This is a genomic window from Nitrosopumilus sp. b2, assembly GCF_014078535.1.
In the GTDB taxonomy this organism is placed as follows: domain Archaea; phylum Thermoproteota; class Nitrososphaeria; order Nitrososphaerales; family Nitrosopumilaceae; genus Nitrosopumilus; species Nitrosopumilus piranensis.
The window spans coordinates 86,818-105,836 of record NZ_MU078704.1 but is presented as its reverse complement, the minus strand read 5'-3'; the positions used below and the strand labels follow the sequence as shown (position 1 = coordinate 105,836).

The window sequence follows — 19,019 nt, the reverse complement described above, 5'->3', positions numbered from 1 at the left end:
CCTAACATCATGATTTGTAGAGATTGTAGTCTTTGTACTGCTGAGCAATTTCATTCAATTTGTATGTCTGTGAAGACAGACCAGACCAATACCGTGCCCTATTTCAAGTCCTGCAACTACCCTGGGGTAGTTACCATGGCTTGATTTTAGAATCTTGTTGCAAAAAGAAGACTAGTTTTTGCCCTTGACTAAATTAAATAATTGTCTGACAGCAAGTTTTGGGTGACGTGTTGCTAATTTTACCATATTTGATAATCCAAAATCTGCTTTTATAAAATCTAGGAATTCTTCAGATTTTAGTTCTTTAATGATGTTTAACTCTTTATCCCATTCTTCATCTGTGAGTCCTATCCATCTGTCCTGAACTCTTCCAGCAGAATTAATTTTTGACTCTATCTCCTTTCGCCAGTGATCCTCATATGGATACAATGAATTCTTGTCAGTATTGCCTGATTTGATAGCATCTGATGCTACCTTTCCTGCAACTCTTCCAAATCTGATTGCGTATCTTATTCCCTCTAATACAAGTGGGTTTGCTTGACCTGCAGAGTCTCCTACTAGAATCAAATTATTAAAGACAGTTTGTCTTGACAGTCCATCATTTGGTATTAATCCGTAATGAAATTCTAGTTGGGTTATTTTTCCTAGTTTTTTTATTGGACCCACTCTGTTGTCAATTAATTCATTGAGTCTTTGCATAGGATCCACATCGGATTCTGGTTTTCCAACTCCTACCCCTATTCTGACAATGTTGTCTCCTAATGGGAAAATCCATGCATATCCTGCAGGCGAATACTGTTGTCCTACCATAAGCCACCATGTCTCAGAGTCAACGTTCTCAGCTTTTACTTCATATTCTGCACCCGCTCCGAATCTCTCCCATTGTGTAACATATCCCATAGCTTTGCAAACGGTTGAAGGAAATCCACTTGCATCAATGACTACTTTGGAGTTAAATGTAATTTTTCCATTAGGTCCTGAAGCTCTGACCCCTATGATGTCCCCTTTGTCATTTTTTATTACTTCATTAACATTTGTTTTAACAAAAATATCTGTCCCTGATTTTTCAGCCTGCTTTGCTAGCCATCTGTATGTTTTTCTAACATCTAATACTGCAGCTCTTGGAACTGAATCACTTATTGTAACTTCGTTATTTGGGGAACAAAATGAAAAATTCCTAATTGGATTAAAGCAATCATCTGGGATTCCAAACTCTTTGATATTTTTAATCCATGTAACTCCGCTAGTCCTTACAGTTTCTGCAATCGATTCCTCTTTTTCAATTAATGCAACCCTTGTGCCGTTTTTTGCAGCTTCAAATGCGGCTGATGATCCTGCAGGACCTCCACCAACAACCACTAAATCATAATCATATGTGTCAGACAATTGGTTTGAATCAATAATATCTAGGATATAATTTTGAGGAAAACCTGAAAAACTATTTTTTCAATACAGGCACACCGTTTGAATCATTCTCTCTTTCTGGATCAAATGTGCTCATATGTGCTGGATCTCTATGCATGTAACTGTGAGTTTCCCCTTCTGTTTTTCTACAGAATTTTGAATGAATTGTCTCTTCAATTTTTAGTGTGGTTTCATTCTCATGAAATAGACGTTTACCACAGTCTGGGCATATGATTTCAGGCATAATTTTAATCAATATCAAATCTATTTAGATGTTTCAGACAAAAACGAGTCTTCTGATCCGAAACTTTAGATGTTTAAAAATCTCTTATTTTTCATGGATGAATCTCAAATCTCATCTTTTGTAATGTGGTCTGCAGTTACTGGAATCATTATGCTTGTCACTGGATTAAGCTATCGTGCATATATGAGGAAGAAAAATGAGATCTCTTCATCTTGAAAAAAAAGGTCTGCGTGGATTAGCTATTGCTGAGAGTTTCAAACAAAACTCTAGAAAATCTGTTTTTTCTGGTATTGTGATGAGAAGAGATTTTGTTATAGATGGATTTGTTTTTGGAAGCGCTACATTAGAAGGCGATGATGCAACTGATGCAATATTGAAGATGTATTATGACCTAAACAGGTCTGATATCAGTTATGTTCTGATTTCAGGACTAATTGTTTCAATGTATAATATCATTGACATCAAAAAATTATTTGATATATTAAAAATTCCACTTATTGGAGTATCTTATCATGATTCAGATGGGATAGAGGATTCAATAAAACACCATTTCCCAAATTCTTTTGAATCAAAACTAAACAAGTATGCTAAACTGGGAAAACGTAAAAAAATTACCTTGAGTACATCTTATGATGTTTTTGTTAGAAAAGAAGGTTGCACATTAAATGATGTAAAACATCTTCTCAATGATTTAACATTATATGGAACAGTTCCTGAACCAATTAGGGTCTCTCAACTTTTGGCAAAAACATTACTTGAGAAAGGATTATCCTTCTGAAGCTGTCTTTCCGCCATCAACATTAAGAATTGCTCCAGTGACCCAGCTTGCTTCATCAGAAGCCAAGTATAACACTGCATTTGCAACATCTTCTGGTTCTCCAACTCTTGCAAGAGGTAATCTTTCTTCTAGAACTTTTCTTGCTTGAGGATCATCAAGGTATGGCTTAATAGAGCCTGAGTTAATAATTCCTGGATTGATGCAATTACATCTAATGTTTCTTCTTGCATATTCTACTGCAATTGATTTTGTGAACATGGGGATTGCTGCCTTTGTAGAAGAATACACTGCTAAATGTACTCGTGGGATAGCTCTCTCACTTGAGATAGAACCAATATTTACAATTGCCCCACTTCTAACATCTGACATCTTTGCCAAAACAGCTTTTGTCATATTGAACACTCCTAACAGATTCACATCAATCAATTTTTTAATTTCCGAATCTTTCATTTCGTGAAAATGAATAGGATCATTGATTGCCCCTGCATTATTTACAAGGATGTCTATTTTTCCATATGTGTCCATGATTTGATTTACAACTTGTAATGTTTGAGATTCATCTGTTAAATCACAAGTCATTGAGACAGTGGAATCTTCGTTTCCGATCTCTTTTCTGGTTTCTTCTAATTTCTCAAGATTCCTTGCAATAAGAATAACTTTGGAACCTTCATCAGCAAATCTCTTTGCAATTCCTTTACCAATATCACTAGAAGCACCAGTAACAATGGCTACTTTATCTTTTAATCTCATGATTTGGTATATTTCTAATAACTTATAGAATTTTTGTTAAATTTCGTTCCTGATTATTTGGATTCATTAATTCGTTTAAGATATTCAATAATTCCTGTATAGTCACTTTCCCCTAGTCCTTCTTTTATCGCATTTTCGTACACTTCTTCAGCTTTTTGTATCATGGGCAGTTCAATTCCTAAATCTTTTGCAACACTAGTCATTGTAGAAATATCTTTTTTTAAATTTGCAAGTGTAAATGTTGGATCATAGTTTCTATCTATCATCTTAAATGCCTTTTTTTCACTCATCCCAGTTTTAAAATAAGTCGAATTTAAAATCTCGAGAAATTTTTTAGGATCTACTCCTGTCTTTTTGACTAGTGTTATTCCTTCAGACAATGCAAGTGCAAGCATGGTGATTTGCAGATTCATGGCTAGCTTGATAGAATGTGCAACACCACTTTCTCCTAAGAAAAATACCTTATTTGCAATTTTTTCAAATATGGCTTTGCACTCTTCAAAACTTTCTTTATCTCCTGAAACCATCATTACCAAATCGCCTGTAATTGCTACGTTGGGGCCTCCCATTACTGGTATGTCTAATTTGTTAATGTTGTATTCTTGAAATTTCTCTGAAATATTTTTTGATTCTGAAGGATCAATTGTACTCATATCTGCAACAATTAATTCATTATTTTCTGCCTCTATGATTCCATTTTTACCAAATGAGACTTGCTTTACTGCATCAGCATCTTTTACAACTATAATTACTAAATCTGATTTTTTTGCAACATCTTTTGGTGAATCAACAACCGTAGCTCCTTTCTCTTTTGACTGTATGGTCTTTTTTTCATCTCTATTGAATACAGTGACTTTGTAACCTGAATCTAACAAGTGTAATGCAACTGCATTTCCTAACATCCCTAAACCTATGATTCCTATATTTTTCATATTCTAATGACGCTCCTCATCTTCAATTTCCCATTGACTATTTCCAAATCTTGGTGCTACAAATTTTAACTGTCCTATTGTTTTATCACTCTTTTTGACTTTGGCAAAATCAAATTTTTTCATACTTAGCACTTTCTCTTTTGGCTTGTATCCTCCTTCGATAACTTTTACTTTGAATCTCTTACTTGCTTTAATTATCATCTTTCTAGCTGCTTGAACATCTCCAACCCATGAAAACATCTCAAAGTCTCCAAAATTCTTTGTTGATACCGTATACCCATACAATCTTGCTTCAAGTTTTGTTTTTTGTGATTTTGCTTGCTCATTTAACCACGCAATTACTTCTTGGCCATGACCTTTCTCTATTCCAAAAGTTTCTGAATCCCCCATTACAAAATTCACAATATTGAACCATAATAATCATTTTCGATAATTGTTAAACTAAAATATTGAGTTGCGTCAAATTATTCATGCTTACAATTGACTGTAAAGATGTTTTACCAATCAAAAATGAACTTGTAGTATATGTCTCAGATCAAGTTGCAGCCATACCTACACTAAAAAATAACCAATTTACTTTATCAACTTTGGATGATGAGGCAATTGACACCAATACTGTAGTTACTGCAATCAAAAAATTTTTAGATTCTATTGGGGAAGGACGTAATTTTGCTGTCATAGGAAATAACAATTTCATCAGTATCACTTCTGTGTCTGGAAAAGTTATTGAAAGAGAATCTACTCAACAACAAGAAATGTTCTCATGCTCACATTGTGGATTTGTAACTCGATATCAAGTTGAACTCAATACTCATATGAGAATCCATTACCTCTGAATCTTTTTAAAAATTCTAGGTATTGTATTTTTTCTAATCTCTGGTATCTCCATTCTCATTGCAAAATTATAATGTGGAAATCTTTTTTTGTATTCTGAAATGTAACTTTGTGCAACATTTTGTGTTTTAAAATCCACTCTGACTCCATCTAGTTTTGTCTCTTTTCCAAAAATATCGTAAACTACTATTGAATGTCTGTTTGGTTTAACATAGAATTTTGTACTACAATACCACATAATTCCTAGTGTAACTACAAAGAATCCTGTAACAAATTTATCTAGAATTTTTCTCACATGTTGATTTTTAACAGGATCTTTATAAGCACTAATTCTGATTAATTATTATGGATAAACCACCAAGAAACAATGTCACAAAGGTCTATTGTGAAAAATGTGATCTTGTATTTGAATCAAGAGAGCAATTTGAAAAACATCTTGATAGTCACTCTTCTGGTGTTCAATGTGAGGTTTGTCCAATTGATACTGCTATTGCAAAATTTACCAATCTGTTTAGACGAAAATCATCTCATAATTTGGAATAAGTTTTTTTAACTCATCTCAGATATTTTGAACATGAATAAAAAAGGTGTAATTATAGGCGTCACATCTATTGCCATTATTGCTGGAATTGTAGCATCATTATCTTCAACCCCTACTGAAACTGTAAATCTTGACATGACTAGAACTCATGGAACTATCTCTACTGCCATGGGTTCTCCTATACTTGGTGATCCTTCTGCTTCTGTAACTATTGTTGAATTTGGTGATTATCAATGCCATCAATGCTATAATTGGTTTCATAACACTAAACCTGCTATAACTCGTGATTATATTAACACAGGAAAAGCCAATTTGGTTTTTGTTGATTTGGCATTTTTGGGAAAGGATTCACCAAAAGCTGCTCAAGCATCATACTGTGCTGAAGATCAGGGAATGTATTGGGAGTATCATGATGTACTTTACAATTCACAAGAACCTCAAATTGATAATGGTTGGGCTAATACTGAAAGACTAAAGGCTTTTGCATTTTCAATGGGATTGGATATGGAATTGTTTGAGAGTTGTCTTGACTCTGGAAAATATTCTAAACGTGTTCAATACAATAGTCAACAAGCAAGAGATCATGGTGTAAGAGGAACTCCTGGATTCTTTATTGTAGGTCCTGATGGGCAACACCAGATTGGCGGTGCACAACCATTTTCTGTGTTTAAGCAAATTTTGGATCCCATGGTATAAATGACAAACACAGTCAAACTTGTTTTTTCAAATTTTAGATATGTTGTATTGTCTGTTTCTATATTTGTTCCAATGCTAATTGGACTTCTGATATTATCTGAATATATTTTTCTGGAGCCTTATGTTGTAAGCCATCTTCCATCTGGTACTGAATTTGGATTTATTTTGATTGTCATTTTATCTGCCTTGTCTGCGTTGGTAATTCCAATGAATGTCTTTAGAATAAAATTACTCCAAGGCTCAAAACAGAAAATGGGTGGTGGCATTTTTGGTTCTATAATTGGGGCTGCAGCTGGTGCTTGTAGTTGTGGACCAATTGGGTTTGCAGTGATCTCAACCTTTGGCTCTGTTGGCGCTACTGCAACTGCATTTCTAACAAATTATGAGATTCCAATCCGACTGGCTGCAATTGGGATACTGGCAATTACTTACTTTACAACAGTAAAATCACTCAAAGTTGAATGTAAGATAGAATCCTGATTTGATGTACAAGAAATTACCATTTAGGCAAACGTTTTCGACCTTCGGATGTATCTTAAAGTCCGTTAAACTATTGGTGTGACATTCATTTATGTTCCAATTAGGCCAAGTAGGAGAGATCCAGAAGCTGATGAAATAGAAGATGCTGAAGAGTAAGCATCTTTTTCCCATTTGTATTGTGAATAATTGAATTTTTAGAATTTTCAAAGTCGAGCTATTTATTTGCCTTTTTCAAGTTTAACTTAATGCAAAACTGGAGTATGATTGCTGGAATTTTGATAATTGCCAGTCCGATCCTGTTTTCTATGATCGCATATCCTGATTCTATAGCTTGGAGTTGGAATGAAGGAAGAGGAGGATATCTTTTTGCACTTGTTTTTGTTGTAGCTGAACTTGTTGGTCTAAAAATTGTTATTTCAAAAAAACGATTACTTGCAGTAATTCCAATAGCACTACTTACTATTTCCTATTTGGTTTCATTAGAAAATGGTTTACGCGATTACTTAGTTGCATCTGCAGAACAATTTGATGTTCAATTAATCTATTCTTGGACATGGATGTGGGACTTTATTGTTATGGCAATTTTCATTGTTGCTGCATTATCAATCTTCTTTGGAAGGAGATGGATTCGAATTGCACCTGCCGGACCTATCTTCTTAACTGGAACTGCAATTATTTTGTCTCTTGATGCTTTCTTCCCTTATGACACACTTGGACCTTTACAATACATTGTTCCATACTTTGTACAAGCAAATGTTTGGGTAATTACTGCACTTGATCTTGGTACTGCCATTGCAAGAGATAACGTCATGTTCCTACGTGGTGATCATGGTTCTATGGCACTTCAAGTATTCTGGCCATCAGCAGGTGTTCACAGCATCATAATTTTCTCATTGGTAATTGGGGCATTCATGTTAAAGATGAATATTCCTAGAGCAAGAAAATCAATGTATTTTGTTTTAGGTATAATTGGAACAATTACTGTAAATTTAATTAGAATATTCTCATTATCTTGGTATGCCCTCAAAGTGACAACTGATCCTGTCGCATGGGAAGAATATCACAAAATCGCAGGTGAAATAATGTTCCTGCCGTGGCTATTTGCATTCATTTTAGTTGTCATTTTGATAGAATCTAGACGTTTGAAAAAACTAGAGAAACAAGGTAAATTGCCGTCTAAAAATAACTCGTAATATCTCTCTGTCCCTGACTCTCTGAAAGTTCTGAAACTTTTACCCCAAGCCGCCTAATTGTGATTGTTTGGTTTTCTAATGCTTCTCTTAGTAATTGCTCTGCTGTTTTTTCCAATTCCTCCAAACTCATAGTTGGGTTTCTAAGCATTTTTGATTTTGACTTATTTGATAAATCTGATTGAACAAAATTTATTCCAACTGACTTGAACATTTGATTTTTTTGTTTAATGACTTCGTGAACTTCTTTGCATAATTCTAATAGATTCTCTAAAAGAAAAGAGTAATCCTTTGAATCTTTTTTTAGAGTTGTAATTTTTCCATGTTGAATACTTGGCTCTCTTTTGTGTACTGGTTCGTTATCAATTCCTCTCACTGAATTGTAGATGTATGTTCCACTTTTTCTGCCAAATTCTTTATTTAATGTAAATACATCGAGTTTTTTTAACTCGCCGATTGTTTCCAAATTCATTTCTGCAAATCTTTGTTCTGTTTTTTTACCAATACCTGGTATGTCCCTTATTTTTAATGACTCTAAAAATTCATCAATTTTTTCTGGTGAAACTATTGTTAGTCCGTCTGGTTTTTGAAAGTCAGAAGCAATCTTTGAAATTAGTTTGTTTGGCGAAATTCCAATTGAGCAACTGAGCTTTGTTTTCTCTCTAATGGAATTTTTAATTTGTTGAGCCAAATGACTTGCTTTGTGGAAATCCCCTTCTACTCTTTTTGTTACATCCAAATATGCTTCGTCTCTTCCAACATACTCAAAAATATCTGCAAACTCTTCCATAATCTTCATCGCCTTTTCCGATATTTCTGAATAGTAATCAAAATCTACAGGCAAAAAAACAGCATCGTTTCTTTCATCCAATCTTTTTTTAGCAAATACTATCGGTATTCCTGATTTTACTCCATACTTTCTTGCAGTATAATTTGCTGTTGCAATGGCTCCGCTATCTCCACCTCTATCTGAAAAAACACATACGCAAACTGGTTTTGATTTTAATTCTGGTGATCTTATCTCTTCACACTGGGCATAAAAATAATCAAAATCTATGTGGAAAACTATTCTTGTTTCCAATACTTTGTAATGAACTTTAGATTATTACTATATTGTGCATTAATCTAAATACTCATTTGGTTCATCAGTTTCATGGATTATCCAATTTCTGTTGATGAAAATGGCGTAAAAATAAAACCTGAAAAAATGGAAAAAGAGAAACTTTATCACTGCATTTTCAAAGAAAAAGCAATGTTGGTTTTCAAAGATTCTCAGGATGTAATGAATTGCTATGAGATTGAAGAAAAAGATCTCGTTGAAAAAATCAAGAAAATTGACAATGATGACGATCTAGAAAAATTATTTGATGACTATCTTAAAGCACAAGACCTGAAAAATTAAATAAAAGCGAGAGAGAATTTTGTTATTAAAGGAATTAAGAATTGAGTGACACTAGAAAATCAAAAGACGCAGAAGATATTTTATCAGAGTTTGATTCTAGAACTAAATCTGAACCCGAACCTGAACCACAACTAGAGTCCCCAGAACCTGAACCACAACTAGAGTCCCCAGAACCTGAACCACAACTAGAGTCCCCAGAACCTGAACCACAATCTAGTAAACCGGAAACTCCTAAACATCCTGAAGAACGTAATGTTATTTTTGTTGGAACAAAACCTATAATGACTTATGTTTCTGCAACCTTAACTCAACTTTCAACAAGACCTACTGTTACCATAAAAGCAAGAGGAAAAAGAATTACTCAAGCTGTTGATGTCTCGCAAATGATTGTAAAAAGAATGGACTCTGTTGGGTATGTAATTAGTGATGTAAGAATTTCATCTGATTCACTTACTTCTCAAGATGGTAAGCAACGTAATGTCTCTACCATGGAAATTGACATTTCAAAAGAATAATTTTAAAATCCCGATTATAATCATAGGTGGAATTTTAATTGCAGCAGTTTTAATATTTTTTTCAAATTATTCTTGTGGTGTACAACATATGCAAATTTTAAACGAAATAAATTCTTTTGAAAAAACACTTGATCCTGAATTTTGTGAAGTAATTGTTGAAAAAATTGATTTGTTTAATGATAGTTGCAAACCTGAAATAGAAATTCTTGATTGTGGCTAATACTATATTTCTTGCAAAAATGTAATTCCAAAATAAATTAACATGATACTTAGTCCTATCATTAATATTTTGTAATTTTTGTTTGAAAGAATTTTTGTACTCTTTGATGCCAAAAATGAAATTGCTCCTAACCAAGCAAAATCCATCCAAATATGTAATCCAAACATGATTAACATACCTGAAAATGCCCAAATTAGCATGGCATCTGATATTAATTTGAATCCTATTGTCAACCACCAAATAATGAAAAATGGATTTAATCCGCTTAGTAAAACCCCTGTAATTAAAGCCCCTTGTTTTATATTTGAAATTGATAATTCTTTTTCCCTTAAGACTGATCTAATTTGCAATATTGCAAATGTAAAAAGCGTCAATGCTCCTAAAATAGAAATAATTGTTCTGAATTCTGGAAAACTTTCTAATGAAAAAACTCCAATCCCTAATAATATCACAAGCGGCAATTCAACAATTGCATGACCTGTAGCTAACTTGATGCCTGATTTTGCACCTCCTTTTAACCCATATGCTATGTTAGCTGCAAAAAGTGGTCCTGGTGCCATTACTCCTGATGTTGATATGACTATTACTAATACTGCAAATTCTACAAATTGCTCCATCTAATTCAAATTTTTGTTATAATGATTATGAATTAAACATAATCTAAAAATTATCTGTACATGATGTCTTTCATGTGTTTTGATCCTTCTTCAGCTTCTTTGATTATTGATTCTGCTTTTTCTGCCTCTTTTTGTAGAGATGGAATATCGCATGAAGCCCCTGGAATCAATTGTGACATTGCCAAACATAATTGTGCACTGGATTTGAAATCAGGACCTTTTCCATCTGTATGAAAAATAATTACAATAACATCCTGTCCTGTTATGCTTGCTTCATTTAGTAGCATTCCAGGGATTCCTGGTACCGTTCCATGTGCTAATACTTTGAGTCCTGCTTTTTTCACTTTCTTTCTTGCAGCATCAGTACTTCCAATACCAATAATTTCTTCATTGCCCTCTGGAGATTTTACTGCGATGCTACTTACGATTAAACCGATTTTGTGTTTTTGTGCCCATTTGAGCATTGTTTTAGCTGTTGTTCTATGTAGTGCTTGATCAAGTGTGAGATATGATAAGAAGATACTAACTTTCAAATCTTCATTGACAAATATTCTTGATGGATAGTTTGGCTTTCCATTTTTAATTATACTAATTGGAGGAAATAGTTCTGAATCAATAATTCCTGCTAATTTCAATTTGGATGTGTGTATCATTGATTCTGATGCAATAGCGCTGCTAAAACCTGCTGATGGAAATCCGTCAATTAGATATCCTCCTTCTAAGTTGAGTGGTTTGAATTCCTTAATTCTTATTTTGGGAAGCATGATTGTTTTTTGTTTTTATTAGATAATAGGGTTTGTCTAATTTTTTAATTTTGATACTAGTGATGAATAAATGAATGGCAATATGGTTGTCACTTCTGCATGAAGTGTTGATTGCTTTGCTTTTTGTGTAACTTTTCCCCAGGAAATTGCTTCTCTGACTAGTGCGCCACTAAGACTACCATCAAATTCTTGTGCAGTTGTAATGTAAAATGCATAGTCTAACCCTTCTCTGTATTGATTCCACCATAAAGTATGATGTTTTGAAATTCCTCCACCAATCATAAATGCTCCTGATTTTTCAGCTTTGAAAATAAAACCTGAAAGTAAATCCGCATCACCTGCCATGTTCAATTTAAAATCATTATGCTTTTGTGTGAATAACCAAATCTGACTTCCTACTGCACCATCCATGATTCCTGGAACTACTACACTAATGTCATTTTTGTATGCCCAATAAAGAAATGAATCTTCTCCTAAATGCTTCCCAATCATTTTACAGATTTGAGCAGTAGTCATTTCTTTTACACCATTTTGATATTCCTCTTCCAAAAATGCTTGCATCTTCTCTTCAATTAATGGCCCATAACTGTCCATAGGCACAAGTACACTGCCTAATCTGTGAATATCTTGATCTGCTAATTCGTTGTCATCCATTGTAAAGGAACCTTCTTTGTAATGTGAAAAATGTCTTGCAATGTCATGATCTAGTGCACCGCATGTTGTAATTGCAACATCAAACCATTTGTTTTTTAACATGTCTTTTAGAATTCCTCTTAACCCTGTAGAAACAACTGCTCCTACAAATGAAATGAATCTAAGACATTGTTTATCTGAAATCATCTCTGCTAAAATTTCTACCCCTGTTGAAAGATTTACTGATTCAAAACCCCCTGATTGAGACAACTCTTCAAAAATTTTTTCAATTGATGTGTTTGAATCAATTTGTATATCTTTTACAGGGCGCCCTGGTTCTATCATGATCTTAATTCTTGATGTCAAGTATAAAATCCTGCCTTAATTTCATTAATTTTTTTATTTCTCTAAGAAAACTTTAAACCCGTCTAATAACACCAATTTTCGAATGGCAGGTAGAATAAAGGTAGGACTAGTAGGAATCGGAAATTGTTTTTCAGGTTTAATTCAAGGTATTGAATATTATCGAAAAAATCCTACACAGGAAGTTACTGGAATTATTCATGATAAATTAGCTGGTTATGGAATCCATGATATTGATTTTGTTTGTGGATTTGATGTTGGTGAAAACAAAGTTGGTAAACCTCTCCATGAGGCAATCTATGCTTATCCAAACATGGTTGATTGGATTCCAAAAGATGAGTTACCAAAAACTGATGCCAAAATTTACGAAAGCCCCATTCTAGACGGTGTTGGACTTTGGGTAGAAAACAGAATCAAACCTGTTGAAAATCCAAAATCTGTAGAAGAAATTACTGAAGAAGTTAAAAAAGTCATCAAGGATACTGGCGTTGAAATAATTGTCTCTTATCTGCCTGTAGGTTCTGACAAAGTAACTGAATATTGGGCACAGATTTGCCTAGATACTAACACTGCATTTGTAAATTGTATTCCTTCCTTTATTGCATCAGATCCTGAATGGGCAAAAAAATTCGAAGAAAAAAATATTCCTTGTATTGGAGATGATATCAAAGGACAAGTTGGAGCAACTATTGTTCACAGGACTTTGGCAAAATTATGTAATGATAGGGGAACCAAAATCGAAAAAACTTACCAAATTAACGTTGGTGGTAATACTGATTTCTTAAACATGAAGGAACAAGATAGACTTGTTTCAAAGAAAATATCTAAAACTGAAAGTGTTCAAAGTCAACTTGATGAACGACTAGATGATGATCAAATCTATGTCGGACCCTCTGACTTTATTCCATTCTTAGGTAATACAAAATTGATGTTTATGAGAATTGAAGGACGCCAATGGGCAAATATCCCTTACAATATGGAAGTTCGTTTAGAAGTAGATGACAAGGCAAATTCAGCTGGAATTGTAATTGATGCAATTAGGCTTGCAAAAATTGCTCTTGATCGAGGGGTTGGCGGACCAATCAAGCCTGCAAGTGCATACTTGATGAAGCATCCAATTGAGCAAACATCAGATGTTAAAGCAAAAGCTGCTTGTGAACAGTTTGTAGCAGACGAATAACTATCTGAATTTATTTGCGTCTGAAAATCTGATTTTTCTACTTTTCTCATATTTTTCCAGTTTGAATTCTTTTGAAATAGAATTTTCATTTTTTAGTTTAGTGATTTTGGTGTTGACAACTTTGTTGTTCTCTGCCAAATCTACTATGATGCTATTTCCACCAAACCTTCTATTTTCTACATTTGCTGCAAGGATTGGAATTCTGTTCTCTAATGCTCTAACCTGAACATACATCTGCCATGGTTCTATTCCTCTTCTAACTATTCTGCTAGGAGATAGTAAGACTTGAGCCCCTTTTTTGACTAAAGTATTTGCAACCTGTGGAAATACCATATCATAACAAATTATCACTCCAAACTTACAGGCTGTATTGAAAATCTTAGCCTCCTTTCCAGGCTTGACATTGTCTCTTTCATAGTCAAATGGGTGTATCTTTTCTTGCCTGCCTATGAATTCTCCCTTGGGGCCAATTACTGGTGCAATTATTGATGAATTCCTTTTATTGACTTCGTAAAATGCGCCTGGTATTATGGTCATTGAAAAATCTTTAGCAATTTCCTTGAATTCAGCAAATTCTGAATCAAAATCTAAAATTATGTTATCCTTAAGCCATTGCTCAGGCAGACAAACAATATCTGTTTCTTGCCTACCCAACTTTCTTAGGATATGGGCTGCTCTGGATATTCCTTTTTGATTATTAAGATATGAAATGGTTTGAATTATTCCTAATTTTACCATATTTTTTGAATAGCTATTTGGTAATTATAAGTAGGCACACTGACAATCATTTCTTAATTTGTTTGTGCTCACCGTTACGAAAAATATCATACTACAACAAGAAAAATTATGCAATAGTGTCAACTAAACTTGTTAAACATCGATTATCTCACCATTTGAAAGAATAACGTCATTGGTTCATGTTAAAAAAGTAGAGATCTTTGGTTTCAAGTCATTTGGTTTTAAGAATACAACTGTCCAATTTGAACCTGGACTGGTATCGATCTCAGGTCCTAATGGCTCTGGTAAAAGTAACATTCTGGATGCCATAATTTTTGCAATGGGTGAAAACAAACCCAAAATAATGAGAGTTGACAAATTACGATCACTGATTCATGATATTGAAGGGAATAGACGTGGACCAAAAATGGCAAGATCAAGTGTACACTTTGATAATTCTGATCGAAAGATTCCTGTTGACTCTGATGTTGTTGAAATTACAAGAGAGATGGATGCTAATGGCGAAAACACATACTATTTGAATAAAAAGAAGACCAATCGAAGTCACATTCTTGATTTGTTGGATATGGCAAACGCTGGATTGGGTCAACTAAATGCCGTGCAGCAAGGAACTGTAACTAGAATATCTGAATTCACATCTGAAGAAAAAAGAAAGACAATTGAAGATTTGATTGGACTTTCATATTTTGATGAAAAAAAGGCTGAATCTGTAAAACAACTTGATGAGGCCGATCGAAGACTTGAGATTGCACTTGCTAAAATGGGCGAAATCAAGAAAAGAATAGATGAACTTGAAGAAGAACGGAATCAAAAACTCCGACATGACATTCTTGAGCGTGAATTAAACAGGTACAAAGCAATAGCTGCTGCCAACAAACTAAAGGTAATATCTGGCCAAAAAGAGTCAAAGGAATCAACTTTAGGCTCAGTAACCTCTGAAATTACAACTTTTGATGAAGAAAGAAGTGTTTTGAGAACCGAAATTGGAACTTTGGAATCTGAAAAATCAAAATTGATGACAGAAGCTAATGATTACACTAAAGCAAAATCTTCACTTGATGCCGAAATTGCAGCAGCTATGGAACAATATGAAATAGATAACAGTGCAATATCTGCATCAAAGAAAAGAATAGAACAAATCAATTCTAGAATTCCAGAAATACAAAAAGAACTTGAAGAAATTAATACCGCAAGAAGTGATATCGATACTCAGATTTTAAAAATTAAAGATTCTATTGAAGAAACCAATACTAAGAAAAATAAAATTAATTCTGATTTGGAATCTATAGATTCTCAAAGAAATAAAATTTTAGATGAGCAATCACAAGCTGCTGCCAAAAAATCTGAAATTGATGAAAAAATTAGAACCCTTACAAATCAATTAAACGATGCCAAACTAAAACTCTCTAAACTTCAACATGAACAAGAAGAATCAAAAAGAAAAATAGAATTAAACACTGCCAAGTTAGAAGGGCTTGAACATGGCATTGAAGAGCTTACATCTTCTAAATCTAAATTAGAATCTATGATTAAAAATCATAATGCAACAATTGTTGAATTAAAATCTAGAATAAAGAATTTACAACTAAAAAAATCTAAAATTGTTTCTGATATGGATGAGTGGGGTGAAATTCTAGAAAAATCTAACAAAGCTGCAACACGTTATGAATCAAAAATTAAAACTGTCAAAGGCTTCATGCATGAAGATTATACCGTTGCAAAATTAAAAGAGGATGCAGAAAAACTTGGCATTGAAGGTTTAGTTTATGAAATGATTTCTTGGGACAAACAATATGAACGTCCAATTCTGGCTGTGAGTTCTGATTGGATTAAAGCCATAATTGTAAAAGACTTTGCAACTCTTCTTGGAATTGCAGAATTTGCTAGATCCAGAAAATTGCCAAAACTAAAGATTATCCCACTTGATGCAATTCCTAAATTCAAACTAAAGTTGCCCAAAGAATCAGGTGTAATAGGTGTACTTGCTGACTTTGTTCGTTGTAAGCCTGCTTATTCTGAACTCAAAACATTCCTGTTTGGCAATATTGTTCTTACAAAAACTCGAGAGTCTGCATACAATGTGTCCCAATCAGGCTACAAGGCAGTCACTTTGGATGGTGAATACTTTGAGGCAAAAGGAGGTACCGTAGTCATTGATATTGATTCAAAAATATCAAAACTCACAAAATTAATTTCTATGACCAGTGATGTTGATGGATTATTTCAATCAATTAATGCTGTAAAGAAATACTTGCTGATAAAAAAGAACTCTATTAAAAAATTAGATGATGCTATTCAATCAAATTCTGATAGACTTTCAATTTCTGAGCAATCATTAGCATCTGTAAATGAAAACTATTCTCATCTCAAACCCAGAATTGAATCTACATTGGCAATGAAAGAACAACTCACAAAAAGAATCTCTGATTTAACTTCACGTGATAAAACAATAGAATCTGAAGTCCTCACTACTGAATCTCAAGTAGAATCACTATTAGAACGAATTTCAATTGTAGAAGACAACTATGCAAGTGGCGAACAAGCACGTATTGCAAATGAATTATCTAAAATTAATTTAAAGAAAGCAGAAATTGAAAAACTATACACGACTATTGCAAATGAATATCGTGACAAATCCTCACAATTGACAACTCTGGAAACTCAAGATAATCGTGAAAAATCACAATCCAATCGTCTTAATGATGAAGAACGTTCTTTGAATTTAGAAAAAGAGGAATTACAAACAAAAATTAGTGAACTAGAAGTTCAAAAAGAATCTAAAAACGAGGTTCTTGTCAAATTAAGAGAAAAAGAACAAGATCTTATTGAAACCTCTGGTTCCTCTATTGGCCAACTCAAAGAGTTTGATGATAAACTCAAAGTATTGTCTGAAAAAGATAGAGAATTAACCAAACAAATCAATTCCCTAGAGAGGCAATCTGATTCCTTGAATAGGGATCTGCGTGATTTGACTGAAAATGAGAACAAATTAAAGCAAATTCTTTCTGCATTTGGCTTTGATAAGGACATGGAAACATTTGATGTGGAATCTATTGTTCAAGGATTGTCTGCAGAATTAGCCTCATTGAATGCCTTAAACGCAAAAGCTCCTGAAACATATCTTGAGGTATCATATGGATACCGCTCAATGTCTACAAGAAAGAACTCACTTGAGGAAGAAAGAAACTCTATTGTTAAATTTATTGAAGATATTGAAAAGGATAAACGTCAAACATTCTTGGATGCATTTGATAAAGTCGATAAAGAAATAAAACTAATTTTCAATAAAATGACTGGTGGAAATGCCTGGTTAGAATTACAAAATGAAGATGACATTTTTAATTCTGGAATTTCTTATCTAATTCAATTCCCAAATAAACCAAAGAGAGAATCTACATCAATTAGTGGTGGTGAGAAAACTCTAGCTGCAATTGTATTTGTTCTTGCTTTGCAAAAACTCAAACCATCTCCATTCTACTTGTTTGATGAGGTAGATGCACACCTTGATGCTCCAAACTCTGAGAGATTGTCAAATATTCTGGAAGAACGTTCAAAAGAAAGTCAATTCATTATGGTATCTCTAAAAGATTCTGTTGTCCAGAAAGCAAAACTGATCTATGGTGTGTTCCCAAAAAATGGTGTCTCAAATGTTGTTACATACAAAGACAAACGTATGCCTTCAGTTAGAAACTCTTAGTCTATTTTGACATGACAAGCTGAAAATTGTCCTTCATCTGTTTGTTCTAAATCGGGCTCAACACTACATTTCTCTATGATGTATGGACACCTATTTCTGAATCTACAGCCGTGAAGAATATCTATGTCTGTTGGCTCATTAATTCTAATCTTCTTTTCTCTATGTAGATTATCTGGGTCTATTTCTGATATTGCATCAATTAGTGCTTGTGTGTATGGGTGCTTTGGGCTCAATAGTACTTTGTCAATTGGACCTATCTCAACAATTTTTCCTAAGTACAGAATTCCTATTCTTTGACCAAAATACCTGGCTGTTGCTAAATCATGTGTAATGTAGATGAATGAAATGTTGTATTTTTTTTGTAATTCATGCATTAATTCAAGCATTTCAGCTCTTATTGACACATCTAGCATTGAAACAGGTTCATCTGCCAAAATCACTTTTGGTTTTAATGACAATGCTCTGGCCAGAACCACCCTTTGTCTTTGTCCACCTGATAACATATGTGGATATTTTTTGATAATCTCTTTGGCTGGCTCTAATTTTACTTCGTGAAGAACTTCAATTACTCTTTTCCTTCTTTCTTCTTTGTTTCCAAGATTATGTATCTCCAACGGTTCTGAAACAATATCTCCAATTTTCATTCTTGGATTAATTGAATCATAGGGATCCTGATGTATCATTTGGCAACTCATCCTAATTTTTTTCAAATTTTCAGGTCTGTTGTCAATTTCTTGATTTTCAAAAAATATTTTTCCAGAATCTGGTTCTATTGATCTTAAAATTAATTTTGCAATAGTTGATTTTCCAGAACCTGATTCACCTGCTAAAACAAAAACTTCTCCTCTGTTCACCGAAAAAGAAATATCATCTGTTGCTCTGACTGTCGATGAACTACTCCCAAACATTCCTTTTTTAGAAAAATATTTTTTCAAATGTTCAATTCGAAGAATTTCTTCCAACAAATGTTATTGAATTTAGAAGTATATCAAGAGATATAGTTATGCGTAAATAATTGGCTTAAAACTTTTAAGTCGAGTA

Annotated in this window: 24 protein-coding genes; 12 read left to right on the top strand and 12 right to left on the bottom strand. The window is 33.5% G+C overall.

What is annotated here, in order from left to right; all coding sequences use genetic code 11:
• Window positions 1-171: 171 nt before the first annotated feature.
• Window positions 172-1,386: an NAD(P)/FAD-dependent oxidoreductase gene (locus C6989_RS07360; protein ID WP_182126799.1), complete on the bottom strand. Its 1,215-nt coding sequence runs from the start codon at window positions 1,384-1,386 to the stop codon at window positions 172-174.
• 52 nt (window positions 1,387-1,438) lie between these two features.
• Window positions 1,439-1,648 (bottom strand): hypothetical protein, encoded by a 210-nt coding sequence (locus C6989_RS07355; protein ID WP_182126798.1) that lies wholly within the window; start codon window positions 1,646-1,648, stop codon window positions 1,439-1,441.
• 93 nt (window positions 1,649-1,741) lie between these two features.
• Here C6989_RS07355 and C6989_RS10250 point away from each other — a divergent pair, with 93 nt between their 5' ends.
• Window positions 1,742-1,864 (top strand): hypothetical protein, encoded by a 123-nt coding sequence (locus C6989_RS10250; protein WP_255464665.1) that lies wholly within the window; start codon window positions 1,742-1,744, stop codon window positions 1,862-1,864.
• The gene (locus C6989_RS07350; protein WP_182126797.1) at window positions 1,845-2,426 is read left to right on the top strand and encodes an endonuclease dU; all 582 of its coding nucleotides are present in this window, start codon (window positions 1,845-1,847) and stop codon (window positions 2,424-2,426) included. Before C6989_RS10250 ends, C6989_RS07350 begins: the two co-directional genes overlap by 20 nt.
• Here C6989_RS07350 and C6989_RS07345 read toward each other — a convergent pair.
• From C6989_RS07345 to C6989_RS07335, 3 genes are read right to left on the bottom strand one after another with little or no spacing between them, the layout of a single operon-like run.
• Window positions 2,415-3,176, bottom strand: a complete 762-nt coding sequence (locus C6989_RS07345; RefSeq protein ID WP_182126796.1) for an SDR family NAD(P)-dependent oxidoreductase — start codon at window positions 3,174-3,176, stop codon at window positions 2,415-2,417. The two genes, C6989_RS07350 and C6989_RS07345, sit on opposite strands and share 12 nt — an antisense overlap.
• Before the next feature lie 53 nt (window positions 3,177-3,229).
• Window positions 3,230-4,108 (bottom strand): NAD(P)-dependent oxidoreductase, encoded by an 879-nt coding sequence (locus tag C6989_RS07340; protein WP_182126795.1) that lies wholly within the window; start codon window positions 4,106-4,108, stop codon window positions 3,230-3,232.
• A gap of 3 nt (window positions 4,109-4,111) precedes the next feature.
• Window positions 4,112-4,498, bottom strand: coding sequence for a hypothetical protein (locus C6989_RS07335; RefSeq protein ID WP_148703615.1), 387 nt, complete (start codon window positions 4,496-4,498; stop codon window positions 4,112-4,114).
• Between the two features lie 80 nt (window positions 4,499-4,578).
• On the opposite strand from C6989_RS07335, the gene C6989_RS07330 reads away from it, so the two are divergent.
• Window positions 4,579-4,944 carry a C2H2-type zinc finger protein gene (locus C6989_RS07330; protein ID WP_182126794.1) on the top strand — a complete coding sequence of 122 codons (366 nt, stop codon included), beginning with the start codon at window positions 4,579-4,581 and terminating at the stop codon, window positions 4,942-4,944.
• On the opposite strand, the gene C6989_RS07325 is transcribed toward C6989_RS07330, so the two are convergent.
• Window positions 4,935-5,237 carry a hypothetical protein gene (locus C6989_RS07325; RefSeq protein ID WP_182126793.1) on the bottom strand — a complete coding sequence of 101 codons (303 nt, stop codon included), beginning with the start codon at window positions 5,235-5,237 and terminating at the stop codon, window positions 4,935-4,937. The two genes, C6989_RS07330 and C6989_RS07325, sit on opposite strands and share 10 nt — an antisense overlap.
• A 50-nt stretch (window positions 5,238-5,287) precedes the next feature.
• On the opposite strand from C6989_RS07325, the gene C6989_RS07320 reads away from it, so the two are divergent.
• From C6989_RS07320 to artG, 4 genes are all read left to right on the top strand, one after another.
• Entirely contained in the window at window positions 5,288-5,485 is a 198-nt protein-coding gene (locus tag C6989_RS07320; RefSeq protein WP_148703612.1) for a hypothetical protein, read from the top strand.
• 31 nt (window positions 5,486-5,516) lie between these two features.
• Window positions 5,517-6,179, top strand: a complete 663-nt coding sequence (locus tag C6989_RS07315; RefSeq protein WP_148703611.1) for a DsbA family protein — start codon at window positions 5,517-5,519, stop codon at window positions 6,177-6,179.
• Window positions 6,180-6,659, top strand: coding sequence for a hypothetical protein (locus tag C6989_RS07310; protein WP_148703610.1), 480 nt, complete (start codon window positions 6,180-6,182; stop codon window positions 6,657-6,659). It begins immediately after the preceding gene.
• A gap of 245 nt (window positions 6,660-6,904) precedes the next feature.
• The gene (artG, locus tag C6989_RS07305) at window positions 6,905-7,852 is read left to right on the top strand and encodes a thaumarchaeosortase (protein WP_182126792.1); all 948 of its coding nucleotides are present in this window, start codon (window positions 6,905-6,907) and stop codon (window positions 7,850-7,852) included.
• On the opposite strand, the gene dinB is transcribed toward artG, so the two are convergent.
• Entirely contained in the window at window positions 7,836-8,930 is a 1,095-nt protein-coding gene (gene dinB / locus C6989_RS07300) for a DNA polymerase IV (RefSeq protein ID WP_182126791.1), read from the bottom strand. The genes artG and dinB overlap by 17 nt on opposite strands.
• 72 nt (window positions 8,931-9,002) lie before the next feature.
• Here dinB and C6989_RS07295 point away from each other — a divergent pair, with 72 nt between their 5' ends.
• The 3 genes from C6989_RS07295 (at window position 9,003) to C6989_RS10245 (ending at window position 9,986) form a co-directional block, all read left to right on the top strand.
• Entirely contained in the window at window positions 9,003-9,251 is a 249-nt protein-coding gene (locus C6989_RS07295) for a hypothetical protein (RefSeq protein WP_148703607.1), read from the top strand.
• Between the two features lie 41 nt (window positions 9,252-9,292).
• Window positions 9,293-9,766, top strand: coding sequence for a DNA-binding protein (locus C6989_RS07290; protein ID WP_182126790.1), 474 nt, complete (start codon window positions 9,293-9,295; stop codon window positions 9,764-9,766).
• Window positions 9,767-9,854: 88 nt separating this feature from the next.
• On the top strand, window positions 9,855-9,986 hold the full coding sequence (locus tag C6989_RS10245; RefSeq protein ID WP_255464664.1) for a hypothetical protein: 132 nt from the start codon (window positions 9,855-9,857) through the stop codon (window positions 9,984-9,986).
• Between the two features lie 2 nt (window positions 9,987-9,988).
• On the opposite strand, the gene C6989_RS07280 is transcribed toward C6989_RS10245, so the two are convergent.
• From C6989_RS07280 to C6989_RS07270, 3 genes are read right to left on the bottom strand one after another with little or no spacing between them, the layout of a single operon-like run.
• Window positions 9,989-10,603 carry a LysE family transporter gene (locus tag C6989_RS07280; RefSeq protein ID WP_148703605.1) on the bottom strand — a complete coding sequence of 205 codons (615 nt, stop codon included), beginning with the start codon at window positions 10,601-10,603 and terminating at the stop codon, window positions 9,989-9,991.
• 50 nt (window positions 10,604-10,653) lie between these two features.
• A complete protein-coding gene (locus C6989_RS07275; protein ID WP_148703604.1) occupies window positions 10,654-11,367 on the bottom strand; it encodes a proteasome assembly chaperone family protein in 714 nt (237 codons plus the stop codon).
• 36 nt (window positions 11,368-11,403) lie between these two features.
• Window positions 11,404-12,345: a deoxyhypusine synthase gene (locus tag C6989_RS07270; RefSeq protein WP_148703603.1), complete on the bottom strand. Its 942-nt coding sequence runs from the start codon at window positions 12,343-12,345 to the stop codon at window positions 11,404-11,406.
• A 103-nt stretch (window positions 12,346-12,448) separates the two neighbouring features.
• On the opposite strand from C6989_RS07270, the gene C6989_RS07265 reads away from it, so the two are divergent.
• Window positions 12,449-13,543, top strand: a complete 1,095-nt coding sequence (locus C6989_RS07265) for an inositol-3-phosphate synthase (RefSeq protein WP_148703602.1) — start codon at window positions 12,449-12,451, stop codon at window positions 13,541-13,543.
• On the opposite strand, the gene C6989_RS07260 is transcribed toward C6989_RS07265, so the two are convergent.
• Window positions 13,544-14,281 (bottom strand): carbon-nitrogen hydrolase family protein, encoded by a 738-nt coding sequence (locus tag C6989_RS07260; RefSeq protein ID WP_182126789.1) that lies wholly within the window; start codon window positions 14,279-14,281, stop codon window positions 13,544-13,546.
• A 172-nt stretch (window positions 14,282-14,453) separates the two neighbouring features.
• Here C6989_RS07260 and C6989_RS07255 point away from each other — a divergent pair, with 172 nt between their 5' ends.
• A complete protein-coding gene (locus C6989_RS07255) occupies window positions 14,454-17,978 on the top strand; it encodes a chromosome segregation SMC family protein (RefSeq protein ID WP_182126788.1) in 3,525 nt (1,174 codons plus the stop codon).
• Here the strand turns inward: C6989_RS07255 and C6989_RS07250 are convergent.
• Window positions 17,975-18,940 (bottom strand): ABC transporter ATP-binding protein, encoded by a 966-nt coding sequence (locus C6989_RS07250; RefSeq protein WP_182126787.1) that lies wholly within the window; start codon window positions 18,938-18,940, stop codon window positions 17,975-17,977. The genes C6989_RS07255 and C6989_RS07250 overlap by 4 nt on opposite strands.
• Between the last annotated feature and the right edge of the window lie 79 nt (window positions 18,941-19,019).

What these genes read in the sequence shown, in the direction of transcription:
- C6989_RS07280 (WP_148703605.1), bottom strand. Translation starts at nt 10,603, where the DNA reads ATGGAGCAATTTGTAGAATTTGCAGTATTAGTAATAGTCATATCAACA.
- C6989_RS07260 (WP_182126789.1), bottom strand. Translation starts at nt 14,281, where the DNA reads ATGGTAAAATTAGGAATAATTCAAACCATTTCATATCTTAATAATCAA.
- C6989_RS07315 (WP_148703611.1), top strand. Translation starts at nt 5,517, where the DNA reads ATGAATAAAAAAGGTGTAATTATAGGCGTCACATCTATTGCCATTATT.
- C6989_RS07310 (WP_148703610.1), top strand. Translation starts at nt 6,180, where the DNA reads ATGACAAACACAGTCAAACTTGTTTTTTCAAATTTTAGATATGTTGTA.
- C6989_RS07275 (WP_148703604.1), bottom strand. Translation starts at nt 11,367, where the DNA reads ATGCTTCCCAAAATAAGAATTAAGGAATTCAAACCACTCAACTTAGAA.
- C6989_RS10245 (WP_255464664.1), top strand. Translation starts at nt 9,855, where the DNA reads ATGCAAATTTTAAACGAAATAAATTCTTTTGAAAAAACACTTGATCCT.
- C6989_RS07295 (WP_148703607.1), top strand. Translation starts at nt 9,003, where the DNA reads ATGGATTATCCAATTTCTGTTGATGAAAATGGCGTAAAAATAAAACCT.
- C6989_RS07350 (WP_182126797.1), top strand. Translation starts at nt 1,845, where the DNA reads ATGAGATCTCTTCATCTTGAAAAAAAAGGTCTGCGTGGATTAGCTATT.
- artG (WP_182126792.1), top strand. Translation starts at nt 6,905, where the DNA reads ATGCAAAACTGGAGTATGATTGCTGGAATTTTGATAATTGCCAGTCCG.
- C6989_RS07270 (WP_148703603.1), bottom strand. Translation starts at nt 12,345, where the DNA reads ATGATAGAACCAGGGCGCCCTGTAAAAGATATACAAATTGATTCAAAC.
- C6989_RS07265 (WP_148703602.1), top strand. Translation starts at nt 12,449, where the DNA reads ATGGCAGGTAGAATAAAGGTAGGACTAGTAGGAATCGGAAATTGTTTT.
- C6989_RS07355 (WP_182126798.1), bottom strand. Translation starts at nt 1,648, where the DNA reads ATGCCTGAAATCATATGCCCAGACTGTGGTAAACGTCTATTTCATGAG.
- C6989_RS07345 (WP_182126796.1), bottom strand. Translation starts at nt 3,176, where the DNA reads ATGAGATTAAAAGATAAAGTAGCCATTGTTACTGGTGCTTCTAGTGAT.
- C6989_RS07330 (WP_182126794.1), top strand. Translation starts at nt 4,579, where the DNA reads ATGCTTACAATTGACTGTAAAGATGTTTTACCAATCAAAAATGAACTT.
- C6989_RS07335 (WP_148703615.1), bottom strand. Translation starts at nt 4,498, where the DNA reads ATGGGGGATTCAGAAACTTTTGGAATAGAGAAAGGTCATGGCCAAGAA.
- C6989_RS07340 (WP_182126795.1), bottom strand. Translation starts at nt 4,108, where the DNA reads ATGAAAAATATAGGAATCATAGGTTTAGGGATGTTAGGAAATGCAGTT.
- C6989_RS10250 (WP_255464665.1), top strand. Translation starts at nt 1,742, where the DNA reads ATGGATGAATCTCAAATCTCATCTTTTGTAATGTGGTCTGCAGTTACT.
- C6989_RS07320 (WP_148703612.1), top strand. Translation starts at nt 5,288, where the DNA reads ATGGATAAACCACCAAGAAACAATGTCACAAAGGTCTATTGTGAAAAA.